The organism is Bradyrhizobium sp. Pha-3, assembly GCF_042258325.1.
Lineage (GTDB): Bacteria > Pseudomonadota > Alphaproteobacteria > Rhizobiales > Xanthobacteraceae > Bradyrhizobium > Bradyrhizobium elkanii.
In genome coordinates this window covers 6918544-6937410 of sequence record NZ_CP170151.1, presented here as the reverse complement: position 1 = coordinate 6937410, position 18867 = coordinate 6918544, and the positions used below count along the sequence as shown (strand labels likewise).

Sequence of the window (18867 nt, the reverse complement as noted above, 5' to 3'; positions counted from 1 at the left end):
TCCTTCAGGCGATACAGCGTAGCAGCAACGCGGGATCGCGCGCAGGATCGATACGTAGGCGGATGCCTCCCCATTCGAGCGCGTGGCGCTCGCCGGTGACAAGGTCTTCCACTGCCGAGACGGGGCGGCGGGCATCGCCACGGCCTACCGTGACGTCGCCGAGCGGCAGCCAGACGTCACGCAGCTCGGCTGACAATGCAATCGCGGCCGCGATCACATTGCTCTGATCGACCGCTTCCTTGATGAAACCGATCACGCCGCCGTCATCGACACTGATAAAGCGCAAATTGGCGAATTGTTGCAGGGCCGGATTGCCGCGCCTGATCCGATTGAGACCCGCGACATAGGGCTTGATGTTCCCCGGCTGCTCCCAGTTGCGAACCCTGATCTCGTACTTCTCGGAGTTGAGATATTCCTCGCGGCCGGGGACCGGCGTGTGCTCGATCAATTCGAAGCCGCTGTAGATGCCATAGCTGCTTGAAAGCGTCGCGGCCAGCGCGAGACGCGACTTGAACATCCAGGATTCGCCGCTTTGCAGGTGGAAGGGCAGGATGTCCGGTGTGTTGACGAAGAAATTCGGCCGAAAGAAGTCACGCTCGGGATAGGAGGTCAACTCGCCGAGATATTGTTCGAGCTCGAAGCGCTGCGTCCGCCAGGTGAAATAGCTGTAGGATTGCGTGAAGCCGAGCTTGGCGAGGCCCTTCATCAGTTTCGGACGCGCGAAGGCTTCCGCAAGGAACAGCACCTCCGCGTCGCGGTCCCGCACCTCGCGGATCAGCCATTCCCAGAACGCCAGCGGCTTGGTGTGCGGATTGTCGACCCGGAAGATCCTGACGCCCTGCTCGACCCAGAACAGCACGACGTCGCGCAGCGCGCGCCACAAGGCACCGGCGCCTTCGGACGCGAAATCCGGGTTGACGACATCATCCCAGCGCTGCGGTGGATGCTCGGCCGTGCGCATCGATCCGTCCGGGCGCCGCTTGAACCACTCTGGATGCTCGTTCAGCCAGGGATGATCGGGGGAGCACTGCACGACGAAATCGAGTGCGACCTCGAGGCCATGCGCCTGGCATGCCGCCACGAAGGCGCGGAAGTCGTCGAGCGTGCCGAGTTCCGGATGCACGGCGTCGTGGCCGCCCTCGGCTGCGCCGATCGCGTACGGGCTGCCGGGATCGCCCGCCTGTGCGATCGCGGCATTGCTGCGGCCCTTGCGGTGCTGCCGGCCGATCGGGTGGATCGGCGCGAGCAGGACGACGTCAAAGCCCATCGCGGCGATGTCGGGAAGCCGCGCGATGCAGTCGTTGAAGGTCGCATGCATGGATGGTGTCTTGCCCTGGCTGCGCGGAAACATCTGGTACCACGCACTGCTGCGCGCCCGCGGGCGGTCCGCGGTGAGGGGGTAGAGTTGCGATCGCATCAGATCGCGGCGAAACTGGCTGCCGGCCATCGCCTCCCGCAATTCGGGCGCGAGCAGCGCGCCTGGTTCGCCGGTCTGCAGAAAGATTTCGCACTGCCTGATGATGACGGCGGCCGCCGCCGGGCTGCCGGCCTGCGCCTGGGTCAGCATGGCCGCGCCTTCGAGCGCGTCCAGCGTGTGGTCGCTGCCATCGCGCGCCTTCTGCTCGAAACGATGCCGCCAACTGGCGAATTCATCGGTCCAGGCCTCGATCGCGAACGCGTAGCGGCCGGGCCTGTCGGGCACGAAGGCGCCGCCCCAGCGGTCGTCGCTGTGCGGCGTCATCGGCGCGACCTGCCATTCGTCGTCGCCCTCGCGCCGCCACACCAATGCCGCCGATATCACGTCATGTCCGGCACGGTAGATGTCGGCCCACACCTCGACAGGTTCGTCTACAATGCGCTTGACCGGAAAGCGGCCGCCATCAACCGACGGATAGACATCGGTGATATGAAAAGTGCCATGGGCACTCTCGACAGGCCGGAGGGTTTTGTTCACGGTGATGCCGCCATTAAAAATGCAAATGACGTCCCGGCGCCGGGAAGGAGGCGCGCCAGACCCATATAGAAAGCCGCTCGCCGGGCAATGGTTCCCGGTGGGAACGCCGGATAGGGTAGAGCGTTGAACATCAACTATCCCTTTCCCGTATCTGTACAATTTAGCAACGATCCACCTACCGTTGCGAGCAGGCAGCGTGCCGAATGGACCTTTACGCCAAAGCCCAGACCCTGGGAATCCAGACCGAGTATATCGATGGCAGCGGTCACCGCCGTGTGACAACCCCTGAGGCGCTCACGGCGATCCTCGACGCGCTGCCGCCGCAGGCGCCCCGTCGGATCATCGCCGATCCCGTGGTGATCAGAGGCGGCCAGGCCGCGCAAACGCAACTCTCGGAGGTTGCCCGGCTTCCGGTGCAATGGAAGCTTGCGAATGGGACCGGGGTGCTCGCGCAGGGCGAGGCGCGTGAGCGCTGTTTGACGTGGCCGTCAGGTCTGCCCGAAGGCGTGCACCGGTTGCAGCTATCGGACGCATCTGGCAGCGAGGAGCTGCCGCTGCTGGTGGCGCCGCACGGCGCGTTCGGCGGCGAGTTCGACCGCTGCTGGGTGATCGCGGTCCAGCTCTACGGCGTGCGGTCCGCGCGCAACTGGGGCATCGGCGACTTCACCGACCTGCAGCACCTGCTCGAATTCGCCCACCGGCTCGGCGCCGACGGCGTCGGGCTCAATCCGCTGCATGCGCTGTTCGACGATCGGCCCGGCGATTGCAGCCCGTACTCGCCGAACAGCCGGCTGTTCCTCAATGGGCTCTACATCGACGTCGAGCAGATTCCCGAATTCCGCGTCGATGCCGAGACCAAGGCCGCGCTGGCACAACTCCGCAGCCACGACATGGTCGACTATGTCGGCGTCGCCGCGCAGAAATGGCCTGCGCTGCGCGCGGCGTTCGCGGCCTTCAAGGCCAATCCCGGCCTCGGCCGTTGGCAGGATTTCGAGACCTATCGCAACGAGCAGGGCACGCTGCTGTCGCGCTTCGCCTGCTTCGAGGTGATGCGGCACAAATTCAACACGCCGTGGTGGGAATGGCCGGACGAATGGCGGCAGCCGAGCGATACAGCTTGCGCCAAATTGCGCCGTGCGCGCGACTCTGCCGCCGAGGTCGAGTTCGTCGAATTCGTGCAATGGACCGCGGACCGTCAACTTGGCGCCTGCCAGGCGCTTGCGCACGAGCTCGGCATGCGGGTCGGGCTTTATCTCGACGTTGCCGTCGGCGTGCAGTCGGACGGTTTCGATGCCTGGAATGAGCAGACCGCGATCTCGCGCCATCTCGGCGTCGGCGCGCCACCGGACCCGCTCAACACCGCGGGCCAGGACTGGGGACTCGCCGGCTTCAACGCCGCGGGCCTCGAACAGCGCTCGTTCGAGCCGTTCAGGCAGATGCTGCGCGCCTCGATGCACCACGCCGGCGCAATCAGGCTCGACCACGCGTTCGGGCTGAAGCGGCTCTATCTGGTGCCGCGCGGCTTCGGCCCGGCCAATGGCGCCTATGTGCTGATGCCGTTCGAGGCGCTACTGGCGGCGACCGCGCAGGAGAGCGTGGCGAGCAGCTGCGTTGTGATCGGCGAGGACCTCGGCACCGTACCTCCGGGGTTCCGCGAGCAGATGAACGGCTGGGGCATCTGGTCCTATCTCGTGATGATGTTCGAGACCGACGACCAGGGCGTCTTCCGCAATGCCGACTACTATTTGCCGGATGCGCTGGTGACCTTCAACACCCACGACCTTTCGACCTATGCGGGCTGGCGCTCGTTCAGCGACCTCAAGACCAAGCGTGCGCTCGGGATCGATCCCGGCGAGACCGACGAGGGCCGCTGGCACGCGCTCGGCCAACTCGACGACGTGCTGCGCCGGCACGACATCCACGGCAACGATTTCTATTCGGTGGCGAGCTTCCTGGCACGGACGCGGTCGCGGATGATGGCGGTGTCGATGGAGGACCTGCTCGGCATTGTCGAGCAGCCGAACATCCCCGGCACCGTCTACGAGCATCCGAACTGGAAGCGGCGGCTCCCGGTCTCGATCGAGCATCTCGCGTCGGCGATCGACGTCGACGCGCTCAAGCGCGCGACCCGCGAGCGCTCGCACACCGGGTAACGCGGAGCGCAGCGCGTGGCCTCTCGTATCGAAGACTATGGGCTGATCGGCGATTGCGAGACCGCAGCCCTGGTCGGCCGCGAGGGCTCGATCGACTGGCTGTGTTGGCCCGCGTTCGATTCCGACCCCTGCTTCGCGGCGCTGCTTGGCACGTCGAGGAATGGTCGCTGGCTGCTGGCGCCCGCCGGGGAGATCAAGCAGGCCGCGCGGCGCTACTGGGACGATACGCTGATCCTGGAGACCCGGTTCGAGACCGAAGGCGGCGCGGTCGCGCTGATCGATTTCATGCCGCCGCGCGGCAACGCCTCCGATGTGGTCCGCCTCGTTCGCGGCATCGGCGGCCGCGTCAAGATGCGCATGGAGTTGGTGATCCGCTTCGGCTTCGGGGTCGATGTTCCCTGGGTTCGGAAGAATCCGGATGGCGACGGGCTTCTGGCGATCAGCGGGCAGGACATGACCGTGCTGCGCACGCCGGTCGAAACCCGCGGCAAGGACCTGACCACGTTCGCCGATTTCGAGGTCGGCGAGGGCGACACCGTGCCGTTCGTCCTGACCTATGGACCGTCCTATCACCCGGTGCCGGAGGCGATCGACCCTGAGGCTGCGCTGAAGGACACCGAGGAATATTGGCGGGAATGGTGCAGCCGTTCGACCTATGACGGCAGCTATCAACGCGCCCTCGTGATGCGCTCGCTGATCACGCTGAAGGCGCTGACCTACAGGCCGACCGGCGGCATCGTCGCGGCCCCCACCACGTCGTTGCCGGAAAAGCTCGGCGGCGCGCGCAATTGGGACTACCGGTTCTGCTGGCTGCGCGACGCCACCTTTACGCTGCTGGCCCTGATGAATTCGGGCTACACCGAGGAAGCGGCGGCCTGGCACAACTGGCTGCTGCGGGCCGCAGCCGGCGCGCCGGCCAATATGCAGATCATGTACGGTATCCTGGGCCAGCGGCGCCTCCTGGAATGGGAGGCCGGATGGCTGTCCGGCTATGAAGGGGCGCAGCCGGTCCGCGCCGGCAACGCCGCGCATGCGCAGCTTCAGCTCGACGTCTATGGCGAGTTGATCGACGCCTTCCACCAGTCTCGCATGGCCAAGCTGAAGCTCGACGAAGAGAACTGGTCGCTCGAATGCACCGTCGTCACCCATCTCGCCGATGTCTGGGATCAGCCGGATCACGGCATCTGGGAGCGCCGCGGCACCCCCAGGCACTACGTGTTCTCCAAGGTGATGTGCTGGGTCGCCTTCGACCGCGCCATCAAGAGCGCGGAGCGGTTCGGCTTCAAGGGGCCGCTGGTCAAGTGGCGGGTGCTGCGCGAGGCCATTCATCGCGACGTCTGCCAACGCGGCTTCGACCCTGGCCTCAACAGTTTCGTCGAGAGCTATGGCTCAAAGCTGCTCGACGCCAGCCTGCTGCTGCTGCCGTCGGTCGGTTTCCTGCCGCCGGGCGATCCGCGCATCCGTGGCACGATCGACGCGGTCGAGCGGCACATGATGCGCGACGGGTTCGTGCTGCGGCACGATCCGCGCGAGGTGTCCGATGAGGTCCAGCCGATCGAGGGCGCATTCCTGGCCTGCAGCCTGTGGCTTGCCGACGCTCATGTGCTGGCGGGAGATGTCGACAAGGCGCAGACCATGTTCGACCGCGTGGTCGCGGTCGCCAACGATCTCGGACTGTTGGCCGAGGAGTTCGATTCCGACGCCGGCCGGCTGACCGGCAATTTCCCGCAGGCGCTGACCCATATCGCGTTGATCAACACCGCGCACAATCTCAGCGCCGCCAGGGCCGACGCCGAGAAGCCCGCGGTGCAGCGGTCGACTTGAAGCGTGAAGTCAAGTTGAACCCGCGACCGCGGCGATGCCGCCCTCCGTCTTCCGCTTGCGGGACCGCCGGAGGTGCGCGCTGCCAAAATATCGAAAACAACCCCATGCAAAGGAGCCGGCAGCTGCCGGCGTTCGACGAGTCAAATTGACATGTCGGGCAAATCAGGAGTATATTTCCAATATTCAGAAATCGTGCAAGCGGCGATCACGCTGCGGCCCGCGCTCGATCACGGGTGGGGCGATCGTCCGCACGCCTCAGCGAAGCTGCAACACCGTGTCCATCGCGCGTGCGAAACCGTCGTGCTCGTTGGTTTCGGTGACATGCGTGGCGCGCGCCTTCACGTCATCGCTGGCATTGCCCATCGCGAAGGAGACGCCGCTCCTGGCGAACATCGGCAGATCGTTCTGCATGTCGCCGATCGTGGCGACATTCTCCAGCGGCACGCCAAGGCGCTTCGCGATGCCCTCGACGAAGGTGCCCTTGTCGTGACCGGGAGGAGTGACGTCGAGATAGTAGGTCTGCGAGCGGACCGCGGTGGCATCGCGGCCGACCATCTGCTGCATCTCCGCCTCGCAGCGTTGCAGCAGGGCTGCATCCGAGCTCGCGCCGACGATCTTGCAGGCCTGGTCGAGATAGGGCGTGAAATCGCCGACGATGGTCGGATCATGCTTGATCGTGTGCTGCTCGTGGGCGGTGTACTCGCCGTCAGGGTTGCGCGTCAGCCAGCGATCGTTGGTAAACAGCCAGATATCGACGCCGCGCTCGTGCAGCATGTCGATGCAGCGTTTTGCGACCGCTGCCGGGATCAAATGCTGCTCGAGGGGCTTGAGCTGCGGATCGACGATCGAGGAGCCGTTGAAGGCACCAATCGGCTGGGTGATCGCAAGCGGAGCAATCAGGAAACCCATCCCGATCGTCGGCCGGCTGGAAACGATGGTGAAGCCGATGCCGGCCTCATGCAGCCTGCGCACCGCCGCCCTGGCGCCGTCGGTCAAGGTCTTGTCCTTGGTGAGCAGCGTGCCGTCGACATCGGATACGACAAGGGCGATGCGGGTCATGGGCGGTCCAGCTTCAGTTGAGTGACGATGTCTTCGACGATGATTTCGACCGGACGGTCGATCGCGACCGTGATCGGGCGTTCCTCCGGTGTCGGCGGCTCCAGCGTCTTGAACTGGCTGGCGAGCAGCCCCGGCGGCATGAAATGGCCCTTGCGCGCGCCGAGCCGCGTGGCGATCAGCTCCTGCGAGCCGTCGAGGAAGACGATGCGGATATCGTCGCGGCCATGCACCAGGATGTCACGATAGGCACGCTTCAGCGCGGAGCAGGCGATGACGGCGCGTTCGCGGACGCCGCAGGTGCGGTCGATCTCGTCGGCGATCGCGCGCAGCCAGGGCCAGCGATCCTCGTCGGTGAGCGGTTGTCCCGAATGCATTTTGGCGACATTGCTTGGCGGATGAAAACTGTCGCCGTCCTCGAAGCGCCAGCCGATCCTGATCGCCAGGCGGTCGGCGATGGTGCTCTTGCCCGAGCCGGAGACGCCCATCACGACCAGTGCGCAGGGGTTTTGTCCGTCACCCACGAAAGTCCTCCGGCAGCGCGGCCTGATCGATCAGCCAGACGGTCTCGCCCTGCGATCGCGCGCGGTTTGCCGGCAGGTTCTCGCCTGCGAACAGGCGCGTCAAGATCGCGCGCTTGCTCTCGCCCGCCACCTCGAACAGCATCTCGCAGCACGAGGCGAGGGCGGGCAGGGTCAGCGACACGCGCGGCACGAACGGCTCGACATTGGCCTTGGGCACGCCGACCACCCAGCGCTGCGTTTCCTCGACCGCGGGATAACCCGGAAACAGCGAAGCGGTGTGGCCGTCGGGGCCGATGCCCATCAGCACCAGGTCGAATAGCGGCCGCTTCGGATCGAGCTGTTCGGCGCCGTAGAATGCCATCAGCTCGTTCTCGTAAAGCGCCGCGCTGATGTCGGGATCCCTGAGATCGGCGGTGTCGGTCGCGATCGGATGGACATTCGCGGCCGGCGCACAGCGGTCGAGGAAGGCCTGGCGCGCCATGCTCATGTTGTGCAGCTTGTCCTTGCGCGGCACCAGGCGCTCGTCGCCGATGAACCAGTCGACGCGGTCCCACGGAATCCTCTGGCGATAGTCGGGCGTCGCCAGCAGCTGGTAGAGCGCCTTGGGGCTGGAGCCGCCGGTGAGGCACACGGCGATCCGGCCGCTGTTCTGGTCGATCCTGGCGATCATCCGCTCGGCGGCCGCCTGCGCCAGTGCCGCCGGATCGGCGACCGTGATGATCTGGCGCTCGCGGCTCGCGGTCATGTCAGCCCGGCTTCCGCCAGCTGCGGCCATCGCGCGTCAGCAGCGCGTTGGCGGCCTCCGGGCCTTCGCTGCCGGCCTTGTAGGGTTGCAGACCGCGCCCGCCGGCGCTCTTCCAGGCGTCGAGGAAAGGCTGCACCGCCTGCCACCCGGCCTCGACGCTGTCGGCACGCTGAAACAGGATGTTGTCGCCGATCATGCAGTCATAGATCAGCGTCTCGTAGCCGGTCGACGGCTCGGCCTTGAAGTAGTCCTTGTAGCGGAACTTCATCTCGACGCCGTCGATGTTGATGGTCGGGCCGGGTACCTTGGTGTTGAACTGCAGCTCGATGCCCTCGGTCGGCTCGGTGGAGATGACGAGGTAGTTCTGCGACAGGCGGTCGACCGCGGTGTCGCGGAACATCGCGAACGGCGCCTGCTTGAACTTGATCGCGATCTCGGTGCGCTTGGTGGTGAGCGCCTTGCCGGTGCGCAGGTAGAACGGCACGCCGGCCCAGCGCCAATTGTCGATGGTCAGCTTCAGCGCGGCGTAGGTCTCGGTCGAGCTGTTGGGCCTGATGTCGGGCGTCTTGAGAAAGTCCTCGATCTCGGTGTCGCCGATCCGGCCGGCGCGATACTGGCCGCGCACCGAATTGTGCAGCGCTTCCTGTTCGCTCTGGGTCTGGATCGCGCTCAGCACCTCGGCTTTTTCGGAGCGCACCGCATGGGCGTCGAACCGCGCCGGCGGCTCCATCGTCACCAGCGACAGCAGCTGGAACAGATGGTTCGGCACCATGTCGCGCAGCGCGCCGGTGGCGTCGTAGAAGCTGCCGCGATGACCGACGCCGAGCTTCTCGTCCACGGTGATCTGGATGTGGTCGATGTGGTTGCGGTTCCAGATCGGCTCGAACATGCCGTTGGCGAAGCGCAGCACCAGGATGTTCTGGACGGTTTCCTTGCCGAGATAGTGATCGATCCGGTAGATCTGGTGCTCGTCCATCAGCTTCAGCAGCGCTGAATTCAGCGCCTTGGCCGATGCCAGATCGGTGCCGAACGGTTTTTCGACGATCAGCCGGCGCCAGGCGCCGTTCTCCTCCAGCATGCCGGTGCGCCCGAGCTGCTGGCTGATCGGCAGGAACGCTCGCGGCGGGGTCGCGAGATAGAACAGCCGGTTGCCTCCGGTGCCGCGCGCGGTCTCGAGCTTGTCGAGCCGTTCGTTCATGGCATCGAAGGAGGGCGGATCGCTCGGATCGGCCTCGATCGAGGTGACGCATTCGAACAGCCGCGTGACGACCGCCTCATCAAGCGGCCGGGTCGCGAATTTGCGCAGCCCTTGCATCAGGCTGTCCTTCATCTGGTCGCTCGACATGCCCTTGCGGGCGATGCCGACAACGCAGAATTTGTCCGGCAGCAGATTGCCGGCGGCGAGATTGTAGAGCGCCGGGGTGACCAGCCGGTGCGTCAGATCACCGGTGGCGCCGAAGATGATGAAGGAGCAAGGATCGGGTTTCTTCTGCACGTGACCTTCCGCGGTTATCTCGAGAGCTCCGTTCCGATTGTATCGGAACGGAGCTCTCGATTCTTGTTTTGACGCGTTTTCTTCACGCGAACCGGTGCCCACTTCGCTTGAAAACGCTTTTTAAGCTTTCTTCGGCGGCTCCTTGTGGCCGCCGAAACCTGCGCGCATCGCCGAGAGGATCTTCTCCGCGAAGGTGTGATCCTTGCGCGAGCGGAAGCGCGTGTAGAGTGCGGCCGTGAGCACCTCGGCGGGCACGGCCTCGTCGACTGCGGCATTGACGGTCCAGCGGCCTTCGCCGGAATCCTCGACAAAGCCGGAATAATTGTCGAGCGTGTGGTTCTGCGCCAGCGCCGATGCGGTGAGGTCGAGCAGCCAGGACGGGATCACGCTGCCGCGCCGCCAGACTTCCGCGATGTCGGCGATGTCGAGGTCGAAGCGATGCTCCGGCGGCAGCGCCTCGATATTGGCGTTCTTCAGGATGTCGAAGCCTTCGGCATAGGCCTGCATCAGGCCGTATTCGATGCCGTTATGGATCATTTTGACGAAATGCCCGGCGCCGATTGGACCGGCGTGGATGTAGCCTTGCTCGATGCGCGGATCGCGGCCCTCGCGGCCGGAGGTGCGCGGAATGTCGCCGATGCCGGGCGCCAGCGTCTTGAAGATCGGGTCGAGCCGGTCGACCACCTTCTTGTCGCCGCCGATCATCATGCAGTAGCCGCGCTCGATGCCCCAGATGCCGCCGCTGGTGCCGACATCGACGTAATGCAGCCCGCGCTCCCTGAGCGCCTTGCCGCGGCGGACGTCGTCCTGCCAGAAGGTATTGCCGCCATCGATGATGACGTCGCCGGGCTGCATCAGCTTCGACAGCGCCTCGATGGTGGCTTCGGTGATCTTGCCGGCCGGCAGCATCACCCAGGCGGTGCGCGGCGCCTCCAGCTTGAGGACGAAATCCTCCAGCGACGAGGCCCCGGTGGCATTGTCGGCGACGAGTGCCGCGACGGCCTTCGGATCCTTGTCGTAGACCACGGTGGTGTGGCCCTGGGTCATCAGGCGACGGACGATGTTGCCGCCCATCCGCCCGAGGCCGATCATGCCGAGTTGCATCCCTCGCCTCCGTCAGTTCAGTGCAGCCGAGATCGCGGCATCGAGCGCCGCGAGCCCGGAGGTGAGATCGCCCTTGAGATGCACGCGCAGCGCCCGCCGGCCGCGCTCGGTGAGCACGTCGAAATCGCCGCGCGCCTGCGCCGCCTTGATCACGCCGAAACTCGCCTTCTGTCCGGGCACCGGCAGGTCCTGCGTATCGTCGGTCGTGACCTGCAGGAACACGCCGCTGTCGGGCCCGCCCTTGTAGGCCTGCCCGGTCGAATGCAGGAAGCGCGGACCGAACTCGGCGCAGGTCGCAAGGTGTTTTGCGTCGCGTAGCTTCAGCCGCATCGCCTGCATGGCGTCGATGGTGTCGCCGTCGCGCTCGATATAGGCGAGCAGGGCGACATAGTCGCCGCGGCCGGACCGCGAAAGGTGCGCCTTGATCCAGGAGTTGAGATCGCCGTTCGCACCGGCCTTGCGCAGCTCCTCGGCGTTCTGCGCGTCGGTGTAGAGATCGACCCCGTCCGCCGATACCACCGGCTGTTCGGCCGGCAGCGATCCGGTCTTCTCGAACGCCGCCGTCAGTTCGCGGGTCTTGATCTTGGCGGCTTCGACATCGGGCTGGTTGAACGGGTTGATGCCGAGGATCGAGCCGGCCACCGCGGTCGCGATCTCGAAGCGGAAGAACTCCTGGCCGATATGGTCGATCGACTTCATCACGATCCGAACCACGGGATGGCCTGCGGCCTCGAGCGCCGCGAGTTTGGCCTCATGCGCGGCATCGTTCTCGCTATCGGTGCGCAGATCGATGAAGAAGCGGTCGTTGCCGTAGACTGCCGCCTCGCCAATCGCCTCGCCCTCGACCGGGATCAGGCCCTTGCCGTCCTTGCCGGTCGATTCCGCGATCAGCTGCTCGGCCCAGGCGCCGAAATCGGCAACGTCCGGCGAGGCGAAGATCGTCACCTTGTCGCGGCCTTCGAGCCCCGCGATGCCCATCGCGAGCCCGAGCTGCACGCCCGGGTTCTCCTGCGGCGGCACGTCGGCACCGCAGGAGCGCACCATCGCGAGCGTATGGCCGAGCAGGCTGCGGACGTCGATGCCGGCGGCGGCCGCCGGCACCAGGCCGAACGGCGACAGCACGGAATAGCGGCCGCCGATCGCAGGGTCGCCGTAGAAGATGCGGGCAAAGCCCTGCTTGATCGCGACCTTCTGCAGCGACGAGCCCGGATCGGTCACCGCGATAAAGCGGTGGCCGGCCTTGTCCTTGCCGATCGCCTTCGCCACCCGATCGAAGAAATAGTCCTTCATGACGTTCGGCTCGGTGGTGCCGCCGGATTTGGAGGAGACGATGAACAGCGTCCTTGCGATGTCGACATACTCCTCCATCGCGCGCACCTGCGCCGGATCGGTGGAGTCGAGCACGTGCAGCCGCGGGAAACCGGACCGGTGCGGGAAGGTCTGGGCCAGCACCTCCGGCCCGAGGCTCGACCCGCCCATGCCGAGCACGACGGCATCGGTGAAGTTCTGCCCCTTCACGCGCTGGGCGAAGTCCTCATAGTCGGCGACGTTCGCGGTGGCCGCGCTGGTGAGCCAGCCCAGCCATTTGTCCTCGTCGTCGCCCGTCCAGACCGATTTGTCCTTGTGCCAGAGCCTTCGGATCCTGGCGGAGGCGCGCCATTCCTCGGTGCTCTTCTCGACCGCCTTCTCGATGGCGGCGCCGAGCGCGAGCTTCTGGCGGTCGATGCCGCCGCCGAGCGAGGTGGCGCGCTTGTGGGCGACCGCGCCGTAGAGCTTGTCGGCCGCGTCGGCGAACAGCTTGACGCCGTCCTTGACCAGCTCCTCGGTGATCGCATCGAGCGAGATGCCGGACTTCTCCAGCTCCTCCAGCACATGGCGGGTGTCCTCGACATTCTCCTCGAGGCTGTCGCGGACCTTGCCGTGGTCGCGGAAGGCATCGAGCGTTGCCGGCGGCACGGTGTTGACGGTGTCGGGGCCGATCAGCTCCTCGACATAGAGCACGTCGCTATAGTCCTTGTTCTTGGTGCCGGTCGACGCCCACAACAGCCGCTGCGGCTTGGCGCCCTTGGCCGTCAACTTGTCCCAGCGGCTGCCTGCGAACAGCCGCTTGTAGTCCCGATAGGCGAGCTTGGCATTGGCGATCGCGACCTTGCCCTTCAAGGCCGCGAGCCGCTCCTTTTCGTGCGGATCGTTGGCCTTCGCGATCTTCTCGTCGAGCTGCTTGTCGACGGCGCTATCGATGCGGCTGACGAAGAAGCTGGCGACGCTCGCGACATGGGAGGGATCGCCGCCCTTGGCGACGTACTTCTCCAGGCCCTTGAGATAGGCCTCGGCGACCTGGCGATAGACCTTCTGCGAGAACAGCAGCGTGATGTTGATGCTGATGCCTTCGCCGATCAGGTACTCGATCGCCGGCAGGCCCTCGGGCGTCGCCGGCACCTTGACCATCAGGTTCTTGCGGTGGACGTCTTTCCAGAGCCGTTCGGCTTCCGCGATCGTGCCCTTGGTGTCCGTCGCGAGATAGGGCGACACCTCGAGGCTGACGAAGCCGTCGCCGCCGTGGCTCTGGTCGTAGACCGGGCGCAGCACGTCGGCGGCGTGCTGGATGTCCTCGACCGCAAGGTGCTCGAACAGGTCGGCGACCGAGCGGTCGCCGTTCTTGAGGGCCTTGCCGATCGCCCCGTCATATTCGTCGGAGCTGCCGATCGCCTTCTCGAAGATCGAGGGGTTGGACGTCACGCCTTTGACGCCGTCAGTCTCGATCAGCCGCTTCAGGTCGCCGTTGGCGACGAAGCCGCGGGCGAGGAAGTCCAGCCAGACGGCCTGGCGGTGATTTTCGAGTGCTTTGACGGGGTTCATGGGTGCCTGTTCTCGTTCGATCGAGGGTCGATTTTTGGGTTCCCGGGCAGCTTTCGGGGGCGGAAGGGGATTGTCAACATGGCTGAAGCCCCGGGCGGAATATCAGCATTTCCAAGGGATAACGCCATTCACAACAGTTCGATCCCCTCGGACGCAGTCCGAGCAGACCCTGATCTCAGCACATTTTTATGACGCGTTGCGGCGCAGGACCGCGGGTCAGGGCCGCAGGTAGAGGTAACCCTGGGATTGCAGCTCGGCGAGGCGGGCCACCCCGCCGCGCTCGGCGGCGACGAAGCCGGGGAGCAAGTCGGCGAGGCCGATGTTCTGCGATTTCATGGTGTTGCCGCAGGCGGCGAACTCGATCCCATCCCTGGTGAATTGCCTGACATGTTTTGACAGGTCGGGATTGGCGGCGGCTGAATGAAACGCCTTCAGCGCCTGGCCGTGCACCACCAGCGCAATCGTGACATTGCCGGGGCCGCCGACGCCGTCGAGATGGTTCTGGACGTTGCCGATCACGAAATTGACCTTGTTGAGGTCATCGAGGTGATAGACCACCTTCAGCTTCTGCGGCGGCGCTTCGGTGGCGGCGTCGGCTCGTGACGCTGCGAAGACGGCGCCGATCGCCGACACGGTGCCCCACAGGATGCTGCGTCGGTGCATGGCGTCCCTCGCGCAACTATTGTTGATCCAGTGTTGTCCCTTGGGCAAACCTATCATTTGTGCCGGAGCGCGGCGAGTTCCTTGCGGTCGGTCACAAGTTCGGCGTATTCGCCCAAGTCCACGCGATCGACGCGAAAGATCTTGTCGTCGGCGCCGGCCAACAGCGCTTCGCCCGCATCGTCGTCGGGCTTGTTGCGATTCCACACCATGATGCGGCCGAGGCGCGCAATGGCGGATTTATTGTCCCTGGATAACGCCACGGTGATGCCGCCGCCCTCGCAATCCACGCTGCATTCGAAGCGTATTTCGTGTCCGGATTCGGTCGCGATGGCGTGATTGCAGTAGCCGCTGGAGTCGAAATTGCCGGAGCGGTGGCGGTATGTGACGCCGAGCCGGAATGAATGGTTGGTGGCCTTGTCCTCCGGCGCGTCTTCCGCTGCCACCAGAAGCTTCATCGCGCTGACCTTCTGCTTTGGATGCTGCGCCAGATGATTTGCATCGTACCGCCGCACAAAGCAGGCATAGGCTTTCGCGCCGGGCGGGCCGGCGAACATCCTGTTGTCGAAGGCGGCCGCCGCGGCCTTGTCGACGCCTTCCTGCGCCTGGACGGTTAACGGCGCGCCGGTACAGGCGGCGGCTGCGAGTGCGACAACAAGGAACGCCTGCTTCATGGCCGGCTCGGGAATAGCCAGCGCCTCCAAGGTGTCATCTTTAAAGCGCGGCAATGGTGCCGCGCGGAACTGCGCGGGCTCGTTGCCTTAGTCGCGGCGACAAGGAGGCACGTTCAACGGCGGCTGAACGTTTGTTCATGCGAGTCTGTGACGCGTGCATCTTGACGCCACGGCTGAACGGTCACACTTTTTCAGGGAAGCCCAACGTCCATCGCCGGACGGGAAGTTGCCCGCTCGGATGTCCGCTTCGGAGGACTGGGCCCCGGTAAACCACGGATGTGGCGAGGGGGTTACAGCCACCAAAAACAAGGGGATATTGATGAACCATTAAGCTTCCTGCCTGTTGATAAGGCAGAGGCTGCACGCGCCGTGCATTGCCGAACTGAGTCGGTCGAGTGTCCAATAGACCCAGCGTGCCGACGCTGATTCGATCCTAGGACGCTCTTGTTACGACTCGTGTCAGTCGTGCGGCGATACATATCGTGGAGAGAGGGATCATGTACAACGATTCTTTGTTCAACGCCTTCGCAAGGTCGTTTGAAGCGCGAAGCCAGACCGACATGTCGATGGCTGAGTATCTGGAGTCGTGTCGAAGTGATCCGATGCGATATGCAAATGCGGCCGAGCGGTTATTGGCGGCAATCGGTGAGCCCCAGATGATCGACACGGCCAAGGACCCACGCCTTGGCCGTATCTTTTTGAACCGTACGATCAGGTCGTATCCGGCCTTCGCCGGCTTCTACGGCATGGAGGACACGATCGAGCGCCTCGTCGGCTTCTTCCGTCACGCCGCGCAGGGCCTCGAAGAGCGCAAGCAGATCCTCTATCTGCTCGGGCCGGTCGGCGGCGGCAAGTCATCGCTCGCCGAGCGCATCAAGGCGCTGATGGAGATTCATCCGATCTACGTGCTGAAGGCGGGCGACGAGCTGTCGCCGGTGTTCGAGAGCCCGCTTGGGCTGTTTGATCCCGAGACGCTTGGCCCGATGATCGAGGAGAAGTACGGCATTCCGCGCCGCCGGCTGAGCGGGCTGATGTCGCCCTGGGCCTACAAGCGGCTCGAAGCCTTCGGTGGCGACATCTCGCAATTCCGCGTCGCGCGCATCCAGCCTTCAAGGCTGCGCCAGATCGCGGTTGCCAAGACCGAGCCCGGTGACGAGAACAACCAGGACATCTCCTCGCTGGTCGGCAAGGTCGACATCCGCAAGCTCGAGACCTACGCCCAGAACGATCCCGACGCCTACAGCTATTCCGGCGGCCTCAACCGCGCCAACCAGGGCGTGCTCGAGTTCGTCGAAATGTTCAAGGCACCGATCAAGATGCTGCACCCGCTGCTGACCGCGACGCAGGAGGGCAACTACATCGGCACCGAGAACATCGGCGCGATTCCGTTCACCGGCATCATCCTCGCGCACTCCAACGAGGCGGAGTGGCAGAGCTTCAAGACCAACAAGAACAACGAGGCCTTCATCGACCGCATCTGCGTCATCAAGGTCCCGTACGTCCTGCGGGTCACCGAGGAGCAGAAGATCTACGAGAAGCTGATCCAGGGCTCCGAGCTTGCCGCAGCACCTTGCGCTCCGGCGACGCTGGAGACGATGGCGCGCTTCTCGGTGATGTCGCGGCTGCGCAAGCACGAGAACTCGACGCTGTTTGGCAAGATGCGGGTCTATGACGGCGAGAGCCTCAAGGAATCCGATCCGAAGGCGCGCAGCGTTCAGGAGTACAAGGACGCGGCCGGCGTCGACGAGGGCATGGACGGGGTCTCCACCCGCTTTGCCTTCAAGGTGCTCGCCTCGACCTTCAACCATGACACCACCGAAGTCGGCGCCGATGCGGTGCACCTGATGTATGTGCTGGAGCAGGCGATCCGCCGCGAGCAGCTGCCTGACGAGACCGAGAAGCGCTATCTCGAATTCATCAAGGCCGATCTCGCGCCGCGCTATGCCGAATTCATCGGCAACGAGATCCAGAAGGCCTATCTGGAATCCTACGCCGACTACGGCCAGAACCTGTTCGACCGCTATGTCGACTACGCCGATGCCTGGATCGAGGATCAGGACTTCAAGGATCCCGACACCGGCCAGCTGATGAACCGCGAGCTCCTGAACCAGGAGCTGACCAAGATCGAGAAGCCGGCCGGCATTGCCAACCCGAAGGACTTCCGCAACGAGGTCGTCAAGTTCTCGCTGCGCTCGCGGGCGCATAATGGCGGCAAGAATCCGAGCTGGACCTCCTACGAAAAGGTTCGCGACGTGATCGAGAAGCGGATATTCTCGCAGGTCGAGGATCTGCTTCCGGTCATCTCGTTCGGCTCCAAGAAGGACGGCGAGACCGAGAAGAAGCACGGCGAGTTCGTCGAGCGGATGGTGGAGCGCGGTTATACCGAGCGCCAGGTCCGCCGGCTCGTCGAGTGGTACATGCGGGTGAAGCAGGCCGGCTAATGCGCGATCCGGAAAGCCGGCACCGGCTTTCCGTTTTGTCCCGTCTCGTCCAAGAAAATGTGATGCGACTGGTCATGATCGCATCCGGTGAGGCAGATGCAACGTGGTCATGCATATCGTCGATCGGCGGTTGAATCCGGGTAGCAAGAGCCTGGAGAACCGCCAGCGCTTCCTGCGGCGCGCCAAGGCGCTGGTGCAGGGAGCCGTCAAGAAGTCGTCACAGGACCGGGACATCAAGGATGTCCTGGAGGGCGGCGAAGTGACAATCCCGCTGGACGGCATGGACGAGCCGCGGTTCCGGCGCGAGGGTGGCACGCGTGACATGGTGCTGCCCGGCAACAAGAAGTTCGTCGAGGGCGACTGGCTGCAGCGCCCGAACCAAAGCGGCGCCAAGGGGTCCGGCGCAGGCGAGGGCGACAGCGAGGACGCCTTCCGCTTCGTGCTCAGCCGCGAGGAATTCGTCGACCTCTTCCTCGACGACCTCGAACTGCCCGATCTTGCCAAGCGCAAGCTGGCGGAGACCGAGAGCGAGGGCATTCAGCGCGCCGGCTATGCGACCTCGGGATCGCCCGCCAACATCTCGATCAGCCGCACGGTGAGCCGGGCGCTGGCGCGACGCGTGGCGCTGCGCCGGCCGCGCAAGGACGAAATCGAGGCGCTCGAGGCCGAGCTTGCGGAATGCGACGATGCCACGCGCCGCCGCGAGCTGCTGGCGCTGCTCGAAGCGCTGAAGGCCAAGGCCAAGCGGATTCCCTTTATCGATCCGATCGACATCCGCTACCGCCGCTTCGAGACGGTGCCGAAGCCGGTGGCGCAGGCCGTGATGTTCTGCCTGATGGACGTCTCGGGCTCGATGTCCGAGCACATGAAGGATCTGGCGAAGCGGTTCTATATGCTGCTCTACGTGTTCCTGAAGCGGCGTTACAAGCACGTCGAGATCGTGTTTATCCGCCATACCGACCGCGCCGAGGAGGTTGACGAAGACACCTTCTTCCACGGACCGGCTTCCGGCGGCACGCTGGTGTCGAGCGCGCTGGTCGCGATGAACGATATCGTCCGCACCCGCTTCCGTCCGGCCGACTGGAACATCTATGCCGCTCAGGCCTCGGACGGAGACAACATGACCTCCGACAGCGCGCTGACCGGTCACCTCCTGACCGACAAGATCCTGCCGGTCTGCCAGTTCTTCGCCTATCTCGAGGTCGGCGAAGCCGCCAACTACACCTTCGACATGCCGGACTCCTCGCTCTGGACGCTCTATGAGCGTCTGCGCAACGAGGGCGCGCCGCTGTCGATGCGCAAGGTGAGCGAGCGCGGCGAGATCTTCCCGGTGTTCCAGGACCTGTTCAAGCGCCGCAGCAAGCAGGAAAGGGTGTAG

13 protein-coding genes are annotated in these 18867 nt (G+C 64.8%); 4 read left to right on the top strand and 9 right to left on the bottom strand.

Annotation, left to right across the window (positions count from 1 at the left end; genetic code table 11):
- Nucleotides 1-4 precede the first annotated feature (4 nt).
- Nucleotides 5-1954, bottom strand: coding sequence for an alpha-1,4-glucan--maltose-1-phosphate maltosyltransferase (locus ACE10X_RS33175; RefSeq protein WP_038382955.1), 1950 nt, complete (start codon nucleotides 1952-1954; stop codon nucleotides 5-7).
- A gap of 203 nt (nucleotides 1955-2157) precedes the next feature.
- On the opposite strand from ACE10X_RS33175, the gene malQ reads away from it, so the two are divergent.
- Nucleotides 2158-4107 carry a 4-alpha-glucanotransferase gene (malQ, locus tag ACE10X_RS33170; protein ID WP_038382956.1) on the top strand — a complete coding sequence of 650 codons (1950 nt, stop codon included), beginning with the start codon at nucleotides 2158-2160 and terminating at the stop codon, nucleotides 4105-4107.
- 15 nt (nucleotides 4108-4122) lie between these two features.
- The gene (locus tag ACE10X_RS33165; RefSeq protein WP_375763403.1) at nucleotides 4123-5931 is read left to right on the top strand and encodes a glycoside hydrolase family 15 protein; all 1809 of its coding nucleotides are present in this window, start codon (nucleotides 4123-4125) and stop codon (nucleotides 5929-5931) included.
- A 255-nt stretch (nucleotides 5932-6186) separates the two neighbouring features.
- On the opposite strand, the gene ACE10X_RS33160 is transcribed toward ACE10X_RS33165, so the two are convergent.
- From ACE10X_RS33160 to ACE10X_RS33125, 8 genes are all read right to left on the bottom strand, one after another.
- Nucleotides 6187-6990: a Cof-type HAD-IIB family hydrolase gene (locus tag ACE10X_RS33160; protein WP_038382958.1), complete on the bottom strand. Its 804-nt coding sequence runs from the start codon at nucleotides 6988-6990 to the stop codon at nucleotides 6187-6189.
- Nucleotides 6987-7475 carry a gluconokinase gene (locus ACE10X_RS33155; RefSeq protein ID WP_051002821.1) on the bottom strand — a complete coding sequence of 163 codons (489 nt, stop codon included), beginning with the start codon at nucleotides 7473-7475 and terminating at the stop codon, nucleotides 6987-6989. The genes ACE10X_RS33160 and ACE10X_RS33155 overlap by 4 nt, the downstream gene beginning before the upstream one ends.
- Nucleotides 7476-7503: 28 nt before the next feature.
- Complete coding sequence (gene pgl / locus ACE10X_RS33150; RefSeq protein ID WP_375763402.1) at nucleotides 7504-8256, bottom strand: 6-phosphogluconolactonase; 753 nt, start codon at nucleotides 8254-8256, stop codon at nucleotides 7504-7506.
- Nucleotide 8257: 1 nt separating this feature from the next.
- Entirely contained in the window at nucleotides 8258-9751 is a 1494-nt protein-coding gene (gene zwf / locus ACE10X_RS33145; RefSeq protein WP_244435705.1) for a glucose-6-phosphate dehydrogenase, read from the bottom strand.
- A 120-nt stretch (nucleotides 9752-9871) separates the two neighbouring features.
- Nucleotides 9872-10855: a phosphogluconate dehydrogenase (NAD(+)-dependent, decarboxylating) gene (gene gnd / locus ACE10X_RS33140; protein WP_038382961.1), complete on the bottom strand. Its 984-nt coding sequence runs from the start codon at nucleotides 10853-10855 to the stop codon at nucleotides 9872-9874.
- Nucleotides 10856-10867: 12 nt separating this feature from the next.
- On the bottom strand, nucleotides 10868-13714 hold the full coding sequence (locus tag ACE10X_RS33135; RefSeq protein WP_375763401.1) for a bifunctional transaldolase/phosoglucose isomerase: 2847 nt from the start codon (nucleotides 13712-13714) through the stop codon (nucleotides 10868-10870).
- A 216-nt stretch (nucleotides 13715-13930) separates the two neighbouring features.
- Entirely contained in the window at nucleotides 13931-14377 is a 447-nt protein-coding gene (locus tag ACE10X_RS33130) for a DsrE family protein (RefSeq protein WP_375763400.1), read from the bottom strand.
- 53 nt (nucleotides 14378-14430) lie between these two features.
- On the bottom strand, nucleotides 14431-15048 hold the full coding sequence (locus tag ACE10X_RS33125; RefSeq protein ID WP_375763399.1) for a hypothetical protein: 618 nt from the start codon (nucleotides 15046-15048) through the stop codon (nucleotides 14431-14433).
- Nucleotides 15049-15545: 497 nt separating this feature from the next.
- Here ACE10X_RS33125 and ACE10X_RS33120 point away from each other — a divergent pair, with 497 nt between their 5' ends.
- Nucleotides 15546-17489, top strand: coding sequence for a PrkA family serine protein kinase (locus ACE10X_RS33120; protein WP_038382967.1), 1944 nt, complete (start codon nucleotides 15546-15548; stop codon nucleotides 17487-17489).
- 109 nt (nucleotides 17490-17598) lie between these two features.
- A complete protein-coding gene (locus ACE10X_RS33115; RefSeq protein ID WP_038382968.1) occupies nucleotides 17599-18867 on the top strand; it encodes a YeaH/YhbH family protein in 1269 nt (422 codons plus the stop codon).

Bases quoted from the DNA above. Each gene is read 5' to 3' on its own strand.
- malQ (WP_038382956.1), top strand. From the start codon at position 2,158: ATGGACCTTTACGCCAAAGCCCAGACCCTGGGAATCCAGACCGAGTAT.
- ACE10X_RS33120 (WP_038382967.1), top strand. From the start codon at position 15,546: ATGTACAACGATTCTTTGTTCAACGCCTTCGCAAGGTCGTTTGAAGCG.
- ACE10X_RS33155 (WP_051002821.1), bottom strand. From the start codon at position 7,475: ATGGGCGTCTCCGGCTCGGGCAAGAGCACCATCGCCGACCGCCTGGCG.
- ACE10X_RS33130 (WP_375763400.1), bottom strand. From the start codon at position 14,377: ATGCACCGACGCAGCATCCTGTGGGGCACCGTGTCGGCGATCGGCGCC.
- ACE10X_RS33115 (WP_038382968.1), top strand. From the start codon at position 17,599: ATGCATATCGTCGATCGGCGGTTGAATCCGGGTAGCAAGAGCCTGGAG.
- pgl (WP_375763402.1), bottom strand. From the start codon at position 8,256: ATGACCGCGAGCCGCGAGCGCCAGATCATCACGGTCGCCGATCCGGCG.
- ACE10X_RS33125 (WP_375763399.1), bottom strand. From the start codon at position 15,048: ATGAAGCAGGCGTTCCTTGTTGTCGCACTCGCAGCCGCCGCCTGTACC.
- ACE10X_RS33135 (WP_375763401.1), bottom strand. From the start codon at position 13,714: ATGAACCCCGTCAAAGCACTCGAAAATCACCGCCAGGCCGTCTGGCTG.
- gnd (WP_038382961.1), bottom strand. From the start codon at position 10,855: ATGCAACTCGGCATGATCGGCCTCGGGCGGATGGGCGGCAACATCGTC.
- ACE10X_RS33160 (WP_038382958.1), bottom strand. From the start codon at position 6,990: ATGACCCGCATCGCCCTTGTCGTATCCGATGTCGACGGCACGCTGCTC.